The sequence below is a fragment of the Mesorhizobium sp. WSM4821 genome (genome assembly GCF_055901555.1).
Map to the genome: position 1 here is coordinate 1,400,364 of NZ_CM148371.1, position 18,081 is coordinate 1,418,444.

At 62.5% G+C, this 18,081-nt stretch carries 17 protein-coding genes and 1 pseudogene; 7 read left to right on the top strand and 11 right to left on the bottom strand.

Annotated features, from left to right (window positions below; translation table 11 throughout):
* Positions 1 to 148: 148 nt before the first annotated feature.
* A complete protein-coding gene (locus tag AC0NID_RS06565) occupies positions 149 to 1,372 on the bottom strand; it encodes an argininosuccinate synthase (protein WP_473451987.1) in 1,224 nt (407 codons plus the stop codon).
* Between the two features lie 191 nt (positions 1,373 to 1,563).
* Between AC0NID_RS06565 and AC0NID_RS06570 the strand changes: the two genes are divergently transcribed.
* Positions 1,564 to 2,208: a LysE family translocator gene (locus AC0NID_RS06570; protein WP_473451989.1), complete on the top strand. Its 645-nt coding sequence runs from the start codon at positions 1,564 to 1,566 to the stop codon at positions 2,206 to 2,208.
* Here AC0NID_RS06570 and AC0NID_RS06575 read toward each other — a convergent pair.
* From AC0NID_RS06575 to AC0NID_RS06595, 5 genes and pseudogenes are all read right to left on the bottom strand, one after another.
* Positions 2,180 to 2,661: pseudogene (locus tag AC0NID_RS06575) on the bottom strand (hypothetical protein). The gene AC0NID_RS06570 and the pseudogene AC0NID_RS06575 overlap by 29 nt on opposite strands.
* Positions 2,658 to 3,893, bottom strand: coding sequence for a dual-specificity RNA methyltransferase RlmN (gene rlmN / locus AC0NID_RS06580; protein WP_473451991.1), 1,236 nt, complete (start codon positions 3,891 to 3,893; stop codon positions 2,658 to 2,660). The pseudogene AC0NID_RS06575 and the gene rlmN overlap by 4 nt, the downstream one beginning before the upstream one ends.
* A gap of 193 nt (positions 3,894 to 4,086) precedes the next feature.
* On the bottom strand, positions 4,087 to 4,590 hold the full coding sequence (locus tag AC0NID_RS06585) for an invasion associated locus B family protein (RefSeq protein ID WP_473451993.1): 504 nt from the start codon (positions 4,588 to 4,590) through the stop codon (positions 4,087 to 4,089).
* A gap of 229 nt (positions 4,591 to 4,819) precedes the next feature.
* Positions 4,820 to 5,182, bottom strand: coding sequence for a YkvA family protein (locus AC0NID_RS06590; RefSeq protein ID WP_473451995.1), 363 nt, complete (start codon positions 5,180 to 5,182; stop codon positions 4,820 to 4,822).
* A 226-nt stretch (positions 5,183 to 5,408) separates the two neighbouring features.
* The gene (locus AC0NID_RS06595; RefSeq protein WP_473451997.1) at positions 5,409 to 5,702 is read right to left on the bottom strand and encodes a 4a-hydroxytetrahydrobiopterin dehydratase; all 294 of its coding nucleotides are present in this window, start codon (positions 5,700 to 5,702) and stop codon (positions 5,409 to 5,411) included.
* Between the two features lie 52 nt (positions 5,703 to 5,754).
* Here AC0NID_RS06595 and AC0NID_RS06600 point away from each other — a divergent pair, with 52 nt between their 5' ends.
* Complete coding sequence (locus AC0NID_RS06600; protein WP_473451998.1) at positions 5,755 to 6,273, top strand: low molecular weight protein-tyrosine-phosphatase; 519 nt, start codon at positions 5,755 to 5,757, stop codon at positions 6,271 to 6,273.
* Here the strand turns inward: AC0NID_RS06600 and thpR are convergent.
* Positions 6,177 to 6,773 (bottom strand): RNA 2',3'-cyclic phosphodiesterase, encoded by a 597-nt coding sequence (gene thpR / locus AC0NID_RS06605; RefSeq protein ID WP_473452000.1) that lies wholly within the window; start codon positions 6,771 to 6,773, stop codon positions 6,177 to 6,179. The two genes, AC0NID_RS06600 and thpR, sit on opposite strands and share 97 nt — an antisense overlap.
* Positions 6,774 to 6,982: 209 nt before the next feature.
* Positions 6,983 to 7,624, bottom strand: coding sequence for an arylesterase (locus AC0NID_RS06610; protein ID WP_473452002.1), 642 nt, complete (start codon positions 7,622 to 7,624; stop codon positions 6,983 to 6,985).
* Positions 7,625 to 7,712: 88 nt separating this feature from the next.
* On the opposite strand from AC0NID_RS06610, the gene AC0NID_RS06615 reads away from it, so the two are divergent.
* The 4 genes from AC0NID_RS06615 (at position 7,713) to AC0NID_RS06630 (ending at position 12,769) form a co-directional block, all read left to right on the top strand.
* Positions 7,713 to 8,423: an ABC transporter ATP-binding protein gene (locus AC0NID_RS06615; protein WP_473452003.1), complete on the top strand. Its 711-nt coding sequence runs from the start codon at positions 7,713 to 7,715 to the stop codon at positions 8,421 to 8,423.
* On the top strand, positions 8,423 to 10,972 hold the full coding sequence (locus tag AC0NID_RS06620) for an ABC transporter permease (RefSeq protein ID WP_473452005.1): 2,550 nt from the start codon (positions 8,423 to 8,425) through the stop codon (positions 10,970 to 10,972). Before AC0NID_RS06615 ends, AC0NID_RS06620 begins: the two co-directional genes overlap by 1 nt.
* A 339-nt stretch (positions 10,973 to 11,311) precedes the next feature.
* Positions 11,312 to 12,091: a Bax inhibitor-1/YccA family protein gene (locus tag AC0NID_RS06625; RefSeq protein WP_473452007.1), complete on the top strand. Its 780-nt coding sequence runs from the start codon at positions 11,312 to 11,314 to the stop codon at positions 12,089 to 12,091.
* A gap of 114 nt (positions 12,092 to 12,205) precedes the next feature.
* Positions 12,206 to 12,769: a GNAT family N-acetyltransferase gene (locus AC0NID_RS06630; RefSeq protein WP_473452009.1), complete on the top strand. Its 564-nt coding sequence runs from the start codon at positions 12,206 to 12,208 to the stop codon at positions 12,767 to 12,769.
* A 10-nt stretch (positions 12,770 to 12,779) separates the two neighbouring features.
* Here the strand turns inward: AC0NID_RS06630 and AC0NID_RS06635 are convergent, their stop codons facing one another.
* The gene (locus tag AC0NID_RS06635) at positions 12,780 to 13,166 is read right to left on the bottom strand and encodes a DUF2794 domain-containing protein (protein ID WP_473452011.1); all 387 of its coding nucleotides are present in this window, start codon (positions 13,164 to 13,166) and stop codon (positions 12,780 to 12,782) included.
* A gap of 505 nt (positions 13,167 to 13,671) precedes the next feature.
* On the bottom strand, positions 13,672 to 14,478 hold the full coding sequence (locus AC0NID_RS06640; protein WP_473452013.1) for a DUF1223 domain-containing protein: 807 nt from the start codon (positions 14,476 to 14,478) through the stop codon (positions 13,672 to 13,674).
* A gap of 177 nt (positions 14,479 to 14,655) precedes the next feature.
* Between AC0NID_RS06640 and AC0NID_RS06645 the strand changes: the two genes are divergently transcribed.
* Positions 14,656 to 15,324: a ceramidase domain-containing protein gene (locus AC0NID_RS06645; RefSeq protein ID WP_473452015.1), complete on the top strand. Its 669-nt coding sequence runs from the start codon at positions 14,656 to 14,658 to the stop codon at positions 15,322 to 15,324.
* A 48-nt stretch (positions 15,325 to 15,372) separates the two neighbouring features.
* On the opposite strand, the gene acnA is transcribed toward AC0NID_RS06645, so the two are convergent.
* On the bottom strand, positions 15,373 to 18,063 hold the full coding sequence (gene acnA / locus AC0NID_RS06650; protein WP_473452017.1) for an aconitate hydratase AcnA: 2,691 nt from the start codon (positions 18,061 to 18,063) through the stop codon (positions 15,373 to 15,375).
* Positions 18,064 to 18,081: the final 18 nt, after the last annotated feature.

The following is an 18,081-nucleotide window of genomic DNA, read 5'->3' on the forward strand; positions in this document are numbered from 1 at the left end:
CGCTCTATCTCTTTGTTTTGACGCAATTCCCCCAGGGAAAGCGCAATGCGCTTTTCCTGGGAATGCCGTTCACACTTTTCCTGGAATTGTTCCATTCGACAGAAAGCCCGGCAAAAGCCGGGTTTTAATTGTATACGTCTTACGTTGACTAGCGTTTTCGATTGCGCGCCGCCAACGTCCTCAGCCTGAGCGCATTGAGGCGGATGAAGCCTTCGGCATCCTTCTGGTCGTAGGCGCCGCGGTCGTCCTCGAAGGTGACCAGCGCGTCGGAATAGAGCGTCTTCCTCGACTTCCGGCCGGTGACGATGACGTTACCCTTGTAGAGCTTGAGGCGCACTGTGCCTTCGACATCTTCCTGGCTCTTGTCGATCATCGCCTGCAGCATCAGGCGTTCGGGCGCGAACCAAAAGCCGTTGTAGATCAACTCGGCATAGCGTGGCATGAACTCATCCTTGAGGTGGGCAGCACCTCGGTCGAGGGTGATCGACTCGATCGCCCGATGGGCAGCGATCAGGATGGTGCCGCCGGGGGTTTCATAGACGCCGCGCGACTTCATGCCGACGAAACGGTTCTCGACCAGGTCGAGCCGTCCGATGCCGTTGTCGCGGCCGAGATCGTTGAGCGCGGCCAGCATCGTGGCCGGCGACAGCTTCTTGCCATCGAGCGCGATCGGATCGCCCTTCAGGAACTCGATTTCGATCTCGGTGACCTTGTCCGGTGCGTCCATCGGCGAAATGGTGCGCTGGTGGACGAATTCCGGCGGCTCGCTCCATGGGTCTTCCAGCACTTTGCCCTCGGAAGACGAGTGAAGAAGGTTGGCGTCGACGGAAAACGGCGCGTCGCCCTTCTTGTCCTTTGGCACCGGAATCTGGTGCTGCTCGGCGAAGTTGATCAGATCGGTGCGCGACTTGAAGGACCAATCGCGCCATGGCGCGATGACCTTGATGTCGGGGTTCAGCGCATAGGCCGAAAGCTCGTAACGGACCTGGTCGTTGCCTTTACCGGTGGAGCCATGGGCAACCGCGTCGGCGCCGGTTTCTTTTGCGATATCGACAAGATGCTTCGCGATCAACGGCCGGGCGATCGATGTGCCGAGCAGATAGGTGCCCTCATAGACGGCATTGGCGCGAAACATCGGGAAGACGAAGTCGGAAACGAACTCCTCGCGCACATCGACGATGCGGATGTCCTTGATACCCATCATCTCGGCTTTGCGCCGCGCCGACTCCAGCTCGTCGCCCTGGCCGAGGTCGGCGGTGAAGGTCACAACTTCGGCGCCGAGCTCGGTCTGCAGCCATTTCAGGATGATGGAGGTGTCGAGGCCGCCGGAATAGGCGAGCACGACTTTCTTGACGTCTTTTGGTTTCGACATGCTGGGGGACATCTTGGCGGTTCCGCGACAGGGGTTCTCGCCGGGCGAGGTATCACAGCGTTTCCGGACTGCGCAAGAGACGAAGGGTACGACAGGCACGCTGGATCAGTTATTGCGTGGGGCCAGTCGCTGGCATAGGCACCGTGCCTGCGCTATAGGCTGCGCTATCTTACGCCTCCTTGGGGCCGCCCATGTCCTTCATTCCCGACACCACCACGCTGATCCAGTTCGCCATTGCCACCGTGATCCTGGCGATCACGCCGGGGCCTGACATGACGCTGTTCGTGTCGCGCACGCTGAGCCATGGCCGTGCCACCGGCTTTGCCTCGATGGCGGGCGCGCTGTGCGGCACGCTGATCCACACCACGCTGGTGGTGGTCGGCATCTCGGCGCTGATTGTCGCCTCGCCGGCGGCCTTTTTTGTCCTGAAGATTTTCGGCGCCGCCTACCTCGTCTTCCTGGCGTGGCAAGCGATCACCAGGGGATCGGCCTTTTCACCGGAGAAGAAGACCGGGCCGCGGGAGATCTCGCTGTTTCGCAGCTGGGCGGCGGGACTCGGCGTCAACCTGCTCAATCCGAAGATCGTTCTGTTCTTCATGACCTTCCTGCCGCAGTTCGTCTCGGCGCACGACCCGAGCGCGCCCGGAAAGCTGTTCTTTCTCGGCGCGATGTTCGTCGTGCTTTCGATCCCGGTAACGGCGCCGATGGTGCTGGCGGCGGAAAAATTCTCGGCGGCGATGAAGGCCAGCCCGCGCGCGACGCGCGTCGTCGACTATCTGTTCGCTGGCGTGTTTTCGGCCTTCGCGCTCAAGATCCTGACGGCCCAGGCGAAGTAGGGCTTAGCCGATCTGCCGCCAGGTTCCGGCCCAGCGTCCGGCGCTCAGCCAATAAAAAATTCCGCCGGTCATGCCGCAGCCGACTACGGCGGCAACGGCGCGGGGGTCAGTGACCTCGAAATTGGCATCGGTCGTCTGATAGGCGAAGCTGAGGAAAACCACCGCGACCACCGCGCCCGCCAGCGCGTAGAACAGCCAGTCGCGCCGGCCGAGGATTTCGGAGACGAGGATGACGATGGCTGCCGGCATGAAGGCGAAATAGGCGACGAACAGCGCAACGAATGGAACCGAAAAATACAGGGAAGCAGTCGCCGTAGGATGCGCGTGATCCGGCGTGTAGCCTAGCGACGCCAGGAACATAATGTTGAGGAAGGCGCTGGCCGCCAGCGAGGCGACGCCATAGCCGATCAGGATGACGGCGAAGCGGATGAGATAGGCAACGAGGCGGTTCACGCCTCGCCATGCCCCGCGATCATCATCGCTTCCAGCGCCAGCCGGTCGACCTTGCGCATGCGCTCGGACTCCGACTTGAGCTGGCCGCAGGCGGCCAGGATATCACGGCCGCGCGGCGTGCGGATCGGCGAGGCATAGCCGGCATTGTTGATATAGTCGGCGAATTTCTCGATCGTCTCCCAGTCCGAGCACTGGTAGTTGGTCCCCGGCCACGGGTTGAACGGGATCAGATTGATCTTGGCCGGAATGCCCTTGAGCAGCTTGATCAGGCCCTTGGCGTCCTCGATCGAATCGTTGACGTCCTTCAGCATCACATATTCGAAGGTGATGCGCTTGGCGTTCGACAGGCCGGGATAGGCGCGGCAGGCGGCGATCAACTCCTTCAATGGGTATTTCTTGTTGATCGGCACCAACAGGTCACGCAGATCGTCATTGGTTGCGTGCAGCGAGATCGCCAGCATGACGCCGATCTCCTCGCCGGTGCGGAAGATCTCCGGCACGACGCCGGAGGTCGACAGCGTGATGCGGCGCTTGGACAGGGAAAGCCCGTCGCCGTCGGAAGCGATCAGCAGCGCCTTCTTTACAGCCTCGAAATTGTAGAGCGGCTCGCCCATGCCCATCATGACGATGTTGGACACTTTCCGGCCCTCGGCCGGCACGATGGCACCGTCGGGCGTGTCGCGGTCGGGGAAATCGCCGAGCCGGTCGCGGGCGGTGAGCAATTGCGCCAGGATTTCTTCCGCCGTCAGATTGCGCACCAGTTTCTGCGTGCCGGTGTGGCAGAAGGAACAGGTCAGCGTGCAGCCGACCTGCGACGAGATGCAGAGCGTGCCGCGTCCTTCTTCGGGAATATAGACGGTCTCGATCTCGACCGGCCGGCCGGCGCCGCGCGGCGGAAAGCGGAACAGCCACTTGCGCGTGCCGTCGGAGGAGATCTGCTCCTCGACGATCTCGGGCCTGGCGACGGTGAAATGCTTGTCCAGCTCGGTGCGCAAATCCTTGGAGATGTTGAGCATGCCGGCAAAGTCGGAGATACCGCGCACATACATCCAGTGCCAGAGCTGCTGGGCGCGCATTCGGGCCTGGCGCTCCGGCACGATGCCTGATGCAACGAGGGCAGCGCCAAGTTCGGCGCGCGTCAGACCGATCAGCGACGGTTTTTCGGCCGGCGTGACGCGGGCGCGCAACGCGTCACGGGCGGCCTCAGTGGTGAGATCGAATGAAAGGGTCATTACTGCGCCAATATAAGCGATTTGCGGCCGATTACAGCCTCGTGCCCGAAATGAAGCGCGGCGCATAGCACAGGTTGATGGCGGAGTCATGGGCGGCGGCGGTGCAAGGCTCGCTGCAATGTTCCGGCCGGCGGCGTTTTGAAAAGCAAAAAGCCGGGCTTGCGGCCCGGCCCTCACTCAAACTCCGCTTCGCCTATTTGCACTTGGCGATGGACGACAGCGCCGCTGAGATGCCCTTCAGCGAAAAGACATAGGTGGTGGTGTTGCCGCGGCCGGATTTCGCCTGCACCTTCATGTCGCTGCCGGATTTCATCGCGGCGATCAGCACCGGCTCCTCGGCGGCGTTCTCGACCCAGGCCGACTTGCCACGGGTGAACATTGAAAAGCTTTTGCCGTCGATGGTGACGGTGGCCTTGGAGTTTTCCTGAAAATTATAGCCGGCGATGAATTGCGGCTCATAGGACACCTGCTGTCCCGGCCGCTGGCTGACGAAGAAGAACATGTCGCCGTGGTCAAGCGTTGGCGGCTGCTTGTCGGTCGGCACGGTCAGCACATAGCAAACCTTGCCGCCCGACGCCTGGTAGCTGTAGGTGCCCCAGGCATTATGCTGGCCGATCTTGGTCGCCGACTGCGCCAGTGCCGGCGCCGCCATGGCCACCAGGACCAGGCTCGAAATTGTAGCAATCAATCCGCGCATCGCTTTTCCTGTATTCCAAATGGTGCGGAGGCAGGCCGGCTCGGCGTCCTGCCCGTCGTTTCATTTTGATTTAATCTGGGTTACCAAACGGTGAATTTCCCTTGGGAAAAGGACATCCACCCCAGGAAACCGCCGCCAGCCTTGCGCCCGTCGCTCGAAAGCGGCAGTTGCAAGCGTCCCTCTCGCGACTTGGAGGCCACGAAAGCGGCGAGAGTTTGACTTTTGCGCTTCAGCTCCTATCGGCGAGCGCCTGCTTGGCGGCGAGCCGATGCGCGGGCGTGATATGGGCTTTGACGGCGGTGATCGCGGCGGTCAGCACGGCGATGTCGTCGGTAAAGCCCAGTCCGAAGACGAAGTCTGGAATGACGTCCGTCGGCAGCACAAAATAGCCGAGCGCCGCCACCAAGATGCCCTTGGCGCGCAGCGGCGTATTCTTGTCCATGGCGCAGTAGTAAGAGGCGACCAACTCTTCCATGAACGGAATCTGCCGGGCAGCCTTCTTGGCGGTGCTCCAGAATTTCTCGCGCACGCCGCTCTCGTCGCCCAGCTTGCCGCCAAAGCCGAAGAAATCAAAACCGGATTTTTGCGCCATCAGTCTCTCCTAACGAGGCTGTGTGTATCGTTCCACACGCACCTGCCAGCGGAAAATGTGGTGAAAGCGCCAGTCCACTACAAGAGCTTGGCCATTCTCCGGCTTTGAAAATCGGAATCGGCCTTTGCCGCTCGTCATCCTGGGGTCCCCGCGAGGTCGCTTCGCTCCTGCACCCGCCCCTGGATGAGGAAGCAAGCGGCTGCGGCGGCGACAGACCTTCAACGACCTAGCCGAAATAGCGGTCCATCTCCGTGGCCAGTTCGAAATCGAGCTTGGTCAGGCCACCGGCATCATGGGTGTTGAGCGTCACGTTCACCGTCTTGTAGACATTCGACCAGTCGGGGTGATGGTCTATCTTCTCCGCCGCCAGGGCGACGCGGGTCATGAAGGCGAAGGCTTCGGAGAAGTTCCTGAAGGTGAAGGTGCGCGCGATCGAGCCGCCATCCTTAGCCAGCGACCAGCCGTCGAGGCCGGCCAGCGCTTCAGCAACCGCCTCCTTGTTCAGTTTCTCTCTCGCCATGTTCGTTTCCCGTGCTATCTGGATTCGCAGTCTTCAGCATAGTGCCGGATCGATGAGTGCAAAGCCGATAGAATCCATTCTTTTCGTCTGTCTCGGCAATATCTGCCGCTCGCCGTTGGCAGAGGGCGTGTTGCGCGCCGTCCTGGCAGAGTGCGGCCTCGACCGAGACATCCTGCTCGATTCGGCCGGAACCAGCGACTGGGAAGCCGGCTCGGCACCTGACCCGCGCTCGATGTCGATAGCAGAGCGGCACGGCATCGACATTTCCGGACAGAGGGCGCGCAAGCTGACGACGGACGATTTTTCGCGTTTCGACCTCATTCTCGCCATGGACCGATCGAATCTCCGGGATCTCAGGGCGCTGGCGCCCGCCGCCATGCGCGACCGTGTCCATCTGTTTCTGGAGTTCGCGGTCGGAAGGGTAAGCGACGTGCCGGACCCCTATCACGACGGGCCAGACGCGTTTGCCTCGGTCTACCGCATGATCCGCGAAGCGTCGGAGGCGCTGGCGACGCGGATCGGGGCACGGGCATCTACGCCCGAAAGCGGCCAGGCCTCCTCGACGATGTAGGGTCCGCCACCCACCGAATCGCGCGACGACATCAGGACGAAGCGACCGACACGGAAGGGCAGCGTCGAGAAGTTGCCGCGTGCCGACAGGTATTGGGCGACGTCGGGCGGGCTCGAATTGCGTAAGCGGGCCAGCGTCACATGCGGCATGAACTTGCGCGGGTCGGCAGGGATGCCGAGGCGCTGGCAGATGCGCTCGATCTCGCTTTGCAACGCCGAAAGGTCAGGCGAGGCGGAAACGCCGGCCCATACCGCATGCGGTTTTTTCTGACCGAAGGCACCGACGCCGGATAGCGTCAACGAGAAGGATGGGCGATGGACGCGGTCGAGTGCGTTGGCGATCTCGTCTGCGACATGGCCCTCGACATCGCCGATGAACCGCAGCGTCAGATGGTAGTTCTCGACGTCTATCCAGCGGGCTCCGGGCAGGCCGCCCCGGAGCAGGGACAGCGAAAGGGCGGCATCACGCGGTATTTCGAGGGCGGTAAAAAGACGCGGCATGGCAAGCCTCCTGTCCTCGAATCGAACTCTTGTCCCTAGCGAATCATCGATAATCGAACGGGGCAAGTGGTTTGTTGGTCGCAGCCCCACCTAAATCTTCTCCCAACCCATCAGCCGAAAGAAACCGATTTGCCTGCGCGGATCTTCGGTTTGGGAAGCACGATGCGTCTCCAACGGAACGCTGCTCCAAGTCACCGAACTCTTCCTCCTCAAGAATTGTCTTGCACTGCTGCGATGGCCTTTTCGACGGCCGGCAGGATGCGCTCGACCATAAGGTCGACGCCCCGAGCATTCGGGTGCAGGCCGTCGAGCTGCAAGGCGGGCTCGCCGGCGACGCCGTCGAGAAAAAACGGATAGAGCGGGACTCCGTATTTTTCAGCCAGTTCCGGGAAGATCGCGTCAAAGCCATTCTGGTAGTCGGCGCCCAGATTGGGCGCGGCGCGCATACCGGCCAGCAGCACGGCGATCTTGCGCTGCTTCAGCTTCGCCAGCATGGCGTCCAGATTGTTTCGCGTGATGTCGGGAGAAACGCCACGCAGCATGTCGTTGGCGCCGAGCTCGAGGATGACGAGATGCGTGCCGTCCGGCACCGACCAGTCGAGCCGCGACAGGCCGCCACTCGACGTATCGCCGGAGACGCCTGCGTTGGCGACCGTTGCATCATGGCCCTTGGCGCGAAGCGCCGCCTCAAGTTTCTGGGTGAAGCCCTCGTCCGGTCCGAGGCCAAAGCCCGCCATCAGGCTGTCGCCGAAGCCAACGACCTTGAAGGGTTCGGCGCGCGCCGACGAAATGGCGCCGCAAATTCCGAGACAAAGGATGAAGGCTGCGGCAAGAGTGTGTTTGAAAGCCATGCGGCAGGCCCCATATGAACCAAGGACATTTTGTTGGCGGCAGGCCGAATTCCAGCCTCTCCTCATCCCAATATAGGACGATCTCATTTTGACAGAAGCCGTCATCGCGCTGAAAAACGTATCGCTGACGCTCGGCGAAGGGGCGTCTTCCGTCCATGTGCTGAAAGGCGTCAGCCTTGACGTGGCGAGCGGCGAGGCAACCGGTATCGTCGGGCCCTCGGGCTCGGGAAAGTCGACGCTGCTGATGGTTCTTGCCGGCCTGGAAAGGGTCGATTCGGGTACGGTACGAATTGCCGGCGAATGGCTGAACGCCAAGAGCGAAGACCAGGTCGCATCGTTTCGAGGTCGAAACATCGGCATCGTCTTCCAGTCTTTCCATCTCATCCCCAACATGACGGCGCTTGAAAATGTCGCAGTGCCGCTGGAACTTGCCGGTCATGCCGATCCGTTCGGAGTGGCGGCGCGGGAGCTGGAGGCGGTGGGCTTGAGCGACCGCGTCACCCATTATCCCGGCGAACTGTCCGGCGGCGAACAGCAGCGTGTGGCGATCGCCCGGGCGTTGGCGCCTTCACCGCGTATCCTGATCGCCGACGAGCCGACCGGCAATCTTGATCAGGCGACCGGGGCGCAGGTCGCCGATCTTTTGTTCGCCAAGGCGGCCGAGCGCGGCATGACGCTGGTGCTCGTCACCCACGACCCGGCGCTCGCCGCACGCTGCTCAAGGCAGGTGTCGATGCGGTCGGGCCGGATCGAGGATGCACCAACGCCGGCTCGGAAAGTCGGTAAGGTGCCGGCCTGATGCCGCTGTCGCGCACGTTGAAGCTCGCTTTCCGCTTCTCGCTGCGCGAAATGCGCGGCGGGCTATCCGGCTTCCTGATCTTCCTTGCCTGCATCGCGCTTGGCGTCGCGGCGATCGGCGGCGTCAACTCGGTGGCCCGGGCGATTACCGCCGGTGTAGCCAACGAAGGCCAGTCGCTGCTCGGCGGCGATCTTCGTTTCCAGCTCAATCAGCGCGCCGCGACGGAAGCCGAGTACATCTTTCTCGACCGGTTGGGCAAGGTTTCGCACAGCGCCAATATGCGCTCGATGGCGCGGCTCGAGGACGGATCCGACCAGGCGCTGGTCGAGGCCAAGGCGGTCGACGGTGCTTATCCGCTCTATGGCGCGCTGGAGACCGAGCCAGCGCTGTCGAAGCAGGAATTGTTCGGCGAAGAATCTGGTGTTTTCGGTGCCGTCGCACCTGACCTCTTGTTCGAGCGGCTGAACCTTGGGATTGGCGACCGGCTGAAGCTCGGCAGCGCCACGTTCGAACTGCGTGCCAGGCTCGTCAACGAGCCGGACGCGGTGTCCGACGGTTTCGGCTTTGCGCCGCGGCTGATGATCTCGACGGAAGGGCTTGCCGCTTCCGGCCTGATCCAGCCCGGCAGCCTGGTCGAAAATGCCTACAAGATCGGCCTGCCCAGCGGCGCCAGCGAAGCTGATATCAAGGCGATCCAGGATCAGGCCACAGAGGATTTCCCCGAGGCCGGCTGGTCGATTCGCACGCGCAGCAACGCAGCACCTGCGTTGTCCTCCAACATCGAGCGGTTCTCGCAATTCCTGACGCTGGTCGGGCTGACGGCGCTGGTGGTCGGCGGCGTTGGCGTGGCCAATGCGGTGCGCGCCTATCTCGACGGCAAGCGCGGCGTCATCGCCACCTTCAAGAGTCTGGGCGCTTCGGGCGGTTTCGTCTTTGCCGTCTATCTCGTGCAGATCCTGATGATCGCCGCGCTCGGCATCGCGCTTGGGCTCGTGCTTGGCGCATTGATGCCGTTCGCGGCCAGCGCCGCACTGCAGTCGGTCATTCCGGTGCCGGCGGAAGGTGGTTTCTATCCCGGCGCGCTGGGCATGGCGGCGCTGTTCGGGCTGCTGGTGACGCTGGCTTTCGCCTTGCTGCCGCTCGGCCGGGCGCGCGACGTGCCGGCGACGGCGCTGTTTCGCGAAATGGGTTTTGAGGGCCGCGGTTTTCCGCGTCCGCTCTACATGGCGGCGGCGCTCGGCATCGCGCTGCTCCTGGCGGCGCTGGCCATTCTGTTTTCCGGCGACCGCCGTATCGCCTCGATCTTCGTCGGCGCCACCATTCTTGCCTTCCTGGTGCTGCGGGTCGTCGGTACTCTGGTGCAGTGGGCTGCCAAAAGGGCCCCACGCGTTCGCTCGACGGTGCTCAGGCTGGCCATCGGCAACATCCATCGGCCGGGCGCCTTGACGCCGTCGGTGGTGCTGTCGCTGGGACTGGGGCTGACGCTCCTGGTGACGCTGGCGCTGATCGACGGCAATCTCAGGCGGCAGATTTCCGGCAGCCTGCCGGAGCGGGCGCCGAACTTCTTCTTCGTCGACATCCAGAGCAGCGATGTCGACGCGTTTTCCGCGCTGGTCGGCAAGGAGGCGCCCGCGGGCACGCTGGTCAAGGTGCCGATGCTGCGCGGCCGGGTGATGGCGCTGAACGGCGTCGACGTCGACAAGGTCAAGGTTCCGGCGGAAGGGGCCTGGGTGCTGCGCGGCGATCGCGGGCTGACCTACGAGGCCAGGCTGCCGCAGAATGCGACGCTGACCGAAGGCACATGGTGGCCGGAAGATTATACCGGCGAGCCGCTGGTGTCGTTTTCGGCCGAGGAAGGCGCGGAGATCGGGCTGAAGCTCGGCGACACCGTCACCGTCAACGTGCTTGGCCGCAACGTGACCGCGAAAATCGCCAATTTCCGCCAGGTCGAGTGGGAGACGATGGGCATCAACTTCGTCATGGTGTTCTCGCCCAATACATTTGCTGGCGCGCCGCATAGCTGGCTGGCGACGCTGACCGAAAAGGGCGCGTCGGGGGCGGACGATGCCCGTGTTCTCAATGCCGTCACTCGTGCCTTTCCCGCGGTGACAACGGTCAGGGTCAAGGACGCCCTCGACATCGTCAACCGGCTGGTGGCGCAACTCGGCACCGCGATCAGGGCCGCGGCTGGCGTGGCGCTGATCGCCTCGGTGCTGGTGCTGGCGGGCGCGCTGGCCGCCGGCAACCGCGCCCGCATCCACGACGCGGTGGTGCTGAAGACGCTGGGCGCCACCCGGAAGACGCTGATCGCGGCCTTTTCGCTGGAATATTTGCTGATCGGCCTCGCCACGGCGATCTTCGCGCTGGCGGCAGGCGGCGTCGCGGCATGGTTCGTTGTTGCACGAATCATGACGCTGCCCTCGCATTTCATGCCTGATGTGGCGGTGGCAACAATTGTGTTTGCCTTGGTGGTCACGGTCGGCATTGGCCTCGCCGGCACCTGGCGGGTGCTGGGCCACAAGGCGGCGCCGGTGCTGCGCAACCTCTGATCCGCTGGATTTACGGGGTCCAACGCGACCGCGGCGCCAAGTGTTTCTGGACGTGCAAAGAACGCTAGCGCTTTGATTTCGCGCATGATGACTGCCGAAAATCGGTCGATTCTCGCGCTCATCCGACCGGGGCTTGATTAAATCTGGTTAATGTTGCGGCCTGAAGGGCCAATAAAACCGGATTTCCGGTACTTCACGAAGCATTACGTCCGGTTACGGTCTTGTTCTCGGCGTCAAGAACCATCATATTTCGCCGCAGGCATGCTGGAGCCCCGCCAGCGGCGCCTGGGTTCGAATGGACCTGACACCGGACGGGGCAGAAGCAAGATGAGGATTTCCATGGCTGAACCCCTTCGCAACTACCAGACGCGCGCCGTGCCCGGCGCCGGCGTCGATGCTGCCATCGACCAGGGCCTGCGCGCCTACATGATCAAGGTCTACAATCTGATGGGGCTTGGCCTCCTCATCACCGGCCTTGCGGCTGTCGGCACGGTCATGCTGGGCACCACCACAGATCCGGCTTCGGCGGTCGCCACGCTGCCGAACGGCGATATGCTGACCTCCTTCGGCTACGCGATCTTCGGCTCGCCGCTGAAATGGCTGGTGATCTTTGCCCCGCTGGCAGCGGTGATGTTCCTGTCGTTCCGCGTCCAGTCGATGAGCGTTTCGGCCGCGCAGACGACATTCTGGGTCTATGCCGGCCTCGTCGGCCTGTCGCTGTCGTCGATCTTCCTAGTCTACACCACTGCCAGCATTTCGCAGACCTTCTTCGCCACCGCAGCTGCCTTTGGCGGGCTGTCGCTCTACGGCTACACGACCAAGCGCGACCTTTCTGCATTCGGTTCGTTCCTGGTCATGGGCCTGATCGGTCTGATCATCGCGATGGTGATCAACATCTTCCTGCAGTCGTCGGCGCTTTCCTTCGCCGTTTCGGCGATCGGCGTGCTGATTTTCGCAGGTCTCACTGCCTACGACACGCAGAACATCAAGGAGATGTATTTCGAGGGTGACGAGACTGACGTCGCCGGCCGCAAGGCGATCATGGGTGCTCTGAGGCTCTATCTCGACTTCATCAACCTGTTCATGTTCCTGCTGCAGTTCATGGGCGATCGCCGTTAGGCAATCTCTGAGCCGCTGGACCAGCGATTTTTGAAAGGGCGGCCCAACGGTCGCCCTTTCCTTTTGCACCGGCCTTTGCTGTGATGGAAGGCAGGTGGACGATTTGCATAAATTATGAGCAGCATCACGATACGGGCCGCGAATTCGGCCGATCTCGACCGGATCACGGAGATCTATGCCGACGCGGTGACCCATGGCACGGCGAGCTACGAACTGGAGCCGCCGAGCCGTGCAGAGATGGGCGAGCGCTTCGACAGTTTGATAGCGGGCGGCTTTCCCTATCTGGTGGCGGAAAAGGACGGCATCGTGCTCGGCTATGCCTATGCTGGCGCCTTCCGGCCACGCCCTGCCTACCGCTTTGTCGTCGAAGATTCCGTCTATGTCGCACCCGAGGCCAAGGGCCAGGGCGTTGGGCTCAAGCTGATGCAAGAGTTGATCGAGGCGGCCGAGGCGGCGGGCTTCCGCCAGATCATCGCGGTGATCGGCGACGGCCGGTCGGACAGTGCCTCGGTGCGGCTGCACGAGAAGCTCGGCTTTCGTCATTCGGGCCGGCTGGAAGGCTCCGGCTACAAGCATGGACGCTGGCTGGACACGGTGTTCATGCAACTTTCGATCAATGACGGGTCTCTGGCTCCGCCCGATCCCCGCTCTTTGCCGGAGCGGAAATTCCGTCAATGAGTTTAAAGAATTAGGCTTCGACCAGTTTCAGTTTGCGGTCGAAGACGCCAAGCACGCGGCCAAGTTCCTGGCCGCGCTTGAGAATGCGGCCGCCGGCGGCAATGACGGTGAATACGCCTTGCCGGCGCGCCAGTTTCGGATCCTTGACGATCTGGAACAGCGGCACCTCGCTGGTGCGGCGGAACACGGAAAAGACGGCGCGGTCGGTAAGGTGGTCGATAGCGTAGTCGCGCCATTCATTGGCGGCGACCATGCGTCCGTAAAGCCTCAATATCTGGTCCAGTTCGCGCCGGTCGAACCGCACCGGCTGGTCGAGGCGTTCGCGTCTTGCCTCGTGCAGCGGGATCAGTATTGCGGATGCGTCTCCATCCTCCGTCCCACTGCCGTGATCAGTCATGCCTCGATCCCTTCGAATGAATCTTACGCCGACCAAAATTGGCGCTTTCGCCGGGGAATTGCAAGCCCAAGCGGGCAAAGGCAGCGCTCCATAGTTTCCGCGGTGTCCAGTCACGTTTATGAAACGTCCGTTGAAATTGGTGATCCTTCGCCACAATCCTGCCATCTTTTATCCGCGCTCCTGCCCCAATGTCCGACGATTTTACGGGCGTTGCCTGAGACGGTTCGGTCCGGCACTGGCTCGTAAACCCCAAGCCCCCCGCCCACGGGTCTGCGTCGGATCGAACCAACCTCGGTTTTTCCTTGAAAAATCGGGTGCGACGATCCCAAAAAACCTGAATAACCGGCGTCAGAAGCAAGCTGACGCCGGTTTTTTATGTCTGGATGGAAGTGGACGCCTAAAGCGCGACGTGTCTGAAGGATAAGTTCTTGTTTTCATGCATGTCGGTATCCCAAAACCGCTGCGCACTTTGGGCGACATGCATTAGAGCGAAATGCGCAGCCGGTTATCGCCGGTGGATGAAGGCGGCGCCCAGAATCGGCCCCGGCAAGCCGTCTTCGCCAACCGATTGCAACAGCACGGCGCAGCCGCCCTTCTTGGATTTCTTTGAAATTTCGCTCATCGGCAATTCGTAACGCTGAGCCTTGCCGTGCCACATGCCGGCTGTCTGGATGCCGGTGACGGCGTTCCAGTAGGTCATGCTGCGGCCGGAGTTTTCGCCCTTGGCGATCTTGATCGTCTGCGGCGAGTCGAAATAGACGATGACGAGATGGGCATCGCTAGGCCCGGCCCCGGCATCGCCGGCGTCGATCATGACGCGATCGCTGGTCCGGCTGACCTTGATGCTGACCTGCATGCCCTCGCCTGATCTCTTCATGCGGGCGAGCGAGCCGTCGACTTCCTTGCGGCTGGCGCCGTTGACATGGCTGCGGCCATTGATGACGGCCTGCGGCGTATAGACCGAGCGGCTGCCGAAGGCGCGCATATACTCGTATTGCCGTTCGGTGTTCTCCTTGCGGCTCAGCGTGTCCTTCCAACCGAGATAGTCCCAGTAGTCGACATGATAGGCGAGCGCGACGATGTTCTCCTTGGTGGCAAGCTCGGCGAAGAGTTCATCGGCCGGCACGCAGGAATTGCAGCCCTGGCTGGTGAAGAGTTCGACCACGCCCAAGGGTTGGTCGGATTTGCCAGTCTGGGATTTGTCAGCCTGGAGGCTGTCATCGGCAAGTGCATTGCCGCCAAGTCCAGCGCCGGCAAACACCGAGAGGGCCAGCGCAAATGCCGCAAGCCGCAATGGTCTTGGAGATGTCATAGCCGTTTCGACTCCCGCCGGTGACGCCGGCCTTATTCTGATTGGCGAAATATTTGGCAGAAGCGGCAGTCAACGGGAAGTCACGTTGCGGTGAAACTTTGCCGTTGCAACCAACCGCAAGGGCGCAATAGGAAGGGCTACACTTCACGGTAGAAGCCGATTCGGGCAACAATCACAATGTGGCAAACCCTCCTGACGCCGGTCGACCTTTATTGCGAGCGGCTCGGGCCGGAACTCTGGGCCGAGCCGGTCAACGCACTGACCAATCTGGCTTTTCTTGCCGCGGGCCTGTGGGGTGTCCGGGAGGTGCGTCGGCGCCGCACCGGCATTTTCGCCGAAGTGCTAGCCTGGTGGGTGGTGGCGATCGGCATAGGCTCGACGCTGTTCCACACCTTTGCCACGTGGGGGACGATCTGGGCCGACGTCCTGCCGATCGCCGGGTTCACGCTGGCCTACACGCTGTTCAACCTCCGCCGCTTCCTGGGCATGAAATGGGGCGCGGCGATAGCCATCTTCGTCGCCTTCTATGCCGTTGCCGGGTTGTTGACCTGGGCCGTGCCGGACTGGCTGCGTCAGGCGTCGAACGGCACGACCGGCTATCTGCCACCATTCTTGGCGCTCGCCTTCTTCGGGGCCTGGGCGGCGGCCAGCGGTAATCGCGCCGGCTGGTACAATCTAGCGGGCTCGGCGATCTTCGTCGTGTCGGTCATCTGCCGGGTAATCGATCCGCTGGTCTGCAGCAGCTTTCCGCTCGGCACGCATTTCCTGTGGCACATCCTAAACGGGCTGATGCTCGGCGTGCTGCTGGCGGCGACGGCGCGGTTTGGGAAGGCAGTAGGGCAGTAGGGGAGTTGTACTTGCCTACTGCCGTACTCCCTTACTGCCCTATTTCCCCTAAGCCGCCAGATCGCGCAGCACATACTGCAGGATGCCGCCGTTCTTGAAGTAGTCGAGCTCGTCCAGCGTATCGATGCGGCAGATGATCGGAACGTTCTTCACCGTGCCGTCGCCATAGGTGATCTTCGCGACCATCTTCTGGCGCGGCTTGATGGCGCTCAATCCGTCGATCTCGACCAGTTCGTCGCCCTTGAGGTTGAGCGAGGCCCATGAGGTGCCCTCCTCGAAGACGAAGGGAATGACGCCCATGCCGACCAGGTTCGAGCGGTGGATGCGCTCGAAGGACTGAGCGATGACGGCGCGGACGCCCAGAAGGTTGGTGCCCTTGGCCGCCCAGTCGCGCGACGAGCCGTTGCCGTATTCGACACCGGCGAAGATGACCAGCGGCACGCCTTCCTTCTTGTACTCCATGGCGGCGTCGTAGATCGATGTCTCTTCCTTCGACGGATAGTGGATGGTGTAGCCGCCCTCGCGGCCGTTCTCGCCCAGCATGTGGTTGCGTATGCGGATATTGGCGAAGGTGCCGCGCATCATCACCTCATGGTTGCCGCGCCGCGTGCCGTACTGATTGAAGTCGGCGACGCCGACGCCATGGTCGGTGAGGTATTTGCCGGCCGGCGAGGCCGCCTTGATCGAGCCGGCCGGCGAGATGTGGTCGGTGGTGATCTTGTCGCCGAACAGGCCGAGCACGCGGGCGCCCTTGATGTCGCCGATTGTGCCGAAGCCCGATGTCATGCCGGCAAAATAGGGCGGGTTCTGCACATAGGTCGAATTGTCGTCCCAGGCGTAGGTCTGGCCTTTCGGAGCCTTGACCTTCTGCCAGTATTCGTCGCCCTTAAAGACGTCGGCATATTTGCGGGCGAACAGTTCGCGCGTCACGTTCTTCTCGATGAACTCCTGGATCTCGACCGAGCTCGGCCAGATCTCCCTGAGATAGACCGGGTTGCCGTGACGGTCCTCGCCGAGCGGCTCGGTGGTCAGATCCTTGGTCACGGTCCCCGCCAGCGCGTGGGCGACGACCAGCGGCGGCGAAGCGAGGTAGTTCGCCTGCACGTCGGGCGAGACGCGGCCTTCGAAATTGCGGTTGCCGGAGAGCACCGCGGCAGCAATCAAACCTTTGTCGTTGATGGTCTTGGAAATCGGCGTCGGCAGCGGGCCGGAATTGCCGATGCAGGTGGTGCAGCCGAAGCCGACCAGGTTGAAGCCGATCTGGTCGAGTTCCTTCTGCAGGCCGGATTTCTCCAGATATTCGGCGACGACCTGGCTGCCCGGCGCCAGCGAGGTCTTGACCCATGGCTTCTGCTTGAGCCCGAGCCGGTTGGCGTTGCGTGCCAGCAGCCCGGCGCCGATCAGCACGCTCGGGTTCGAGGTGTTGGTGCAGGAGGTAATGGCGGCGATGACGACGTCGCCATGGCCGAGATCATGATCGGTGCCCTCGACGGCGTAGCGCTTGTCGATTTCGGCGGCCTTCCGGTATTCGGTCTCCATGGCCTTGGCAAAGCCTTCTGGGATGCCTTCGAGGGCTACGCGGCCTTCCGGACGCTTGGGGCCGGCCATCGACGGGACGACATCGCCGAGATCGAGCTCGAGCAGATCGGTAAAGACCGGGTCGGCCGAGCCGGCATCACGCCACATGCCCTGCGCCTTCGCGTATGCCTCGACCAGGGCGATACGGTTTTCCTCGCGGCCGGACATGGTGAGGTAGCGGATGGTTTCACCGTCGACCGGGAAGAAGCCGCAGGTGGCGCCGTATTCGGGCGCCATATTGCCGATGGTGGCACGGTCAGCCAGCGTCAGATTGGACAGACCCGGACCGAAGAATTCGACGAATTTGCCGACGACGCCTTTCTTGCGCAGCATCTGGGTGACGGTGAGCACGAGGTCGGTCGCGGTGACGCCTTCCTTCAGCCGGCCGGTGAGGCGGAAGCCGATGACTTCGGGCAACAGCATGGAGACGGGCTGGCCGAGCATGGCGGCCTCGGCCTCGATGCCGCCGACGCCCCAGCCGAGCACGCCGAGGCCGTTGATCATGGTGGTGTGCGAATCGGTGCCGACACAGGTATCGGGATAGGCGGTGGTTTCGCCGTCCTCGGTGTTGGTCCACACGACCTGGCCGAGATATTCGAGATTGACCTGATGGCAAATGCCGGTGCCGGGCGGCACGACGCGGAAATTGCGGAAGGCCTGCTGGCCCCATTTCAGGAACTTGTAGCGCTCCTCGTTGCGCTCGTACTCGAGCTCGACATTGCGGGCGAAAGCCAGCGGCGTGCCGAACTCATCGACGATGACCGAGTGGTCGATGACCAGATCGACCGGCACCAGCGGATTGATCTTTTGCGGGTCGCCGCCGAGCGAGGCCATGGCGTCGCGCATGGCGGCCAGGTCGACCACGGCCGGAACGCCAGTGAAATCCTGCATCAGAACGCGGGCCGGACGATAGGCAATCTCGACGCCGGCGGTGCCCCTGTCAGTCAGCCAGCCGGCGACCGCCTGGATGCTCTCCCTGGTGACGGAACGACCGTCCTCGTTGCGCAGCAAATTCTCCAGCAACACCTTCATCGAATACGGCAACTGGGCGATGCCGGTGAGGCCGTTCTTCTCGGCTTCGACAAGATCGTAATAGACATAGTCGGCGCCGCCTGCGGTGAGTGTGCGGCTGCAATTGAAACTGTCGAGGGATTTTGACACGTGCGGTCCGTCCTTGTC